The 350-nt window shown below is 67.7% G+C and carries 1 pseudogene; it reads left to right on the top strand.

The features are described from left to right. A pseudogene (locus H0487_RS22825) lies at nucleotides 1-350 on the top strand (ABC transporter ATP-binding protein); the annotation flags it as partial.

Here is a 350-nt window from a genome sequence, read left to right on the forward strand (position 1 = left end):
GACCTGAACGCCCAGATCGACGCGACGTTCCTGATCGTGACGCACGACGTCAACAGCGTCCGGATCGTGCCCGACCAGATCGGTCTGCTCTACCACAAGCACCTGGCCATGTACGGCCCGCGGGAGATGCTGCTGTCCTCCAGCGAGCCGGTGGTCGCGCAGTTCCTCAACGCGCAGACGATCGGTCCGATCGGCATGTCGGAGGAGAAGGACGCCGACCAGCTCGCTGCGGAGGCCGACATCAAGCTCCCGCCGCTGCCGCCGATCCCGCTGCAGCTCGAGCCGTCCAACGGCATCCCGCGCAAGGCACAGCGTCCGCCGGGCGAGTGGTGCCGGGTCAACGGCATCAC

Source organism: Nocardioides stalactiti (genome assembly GCF_014180715.1).
In the GTDB taxonomy this organism is placed as follows: Bacteria; Actinomycetota; Actinomycetes; order Propionibacteriales; family Nocardioidaceae; genus Nocardioides; species Nocardioides stalactiti.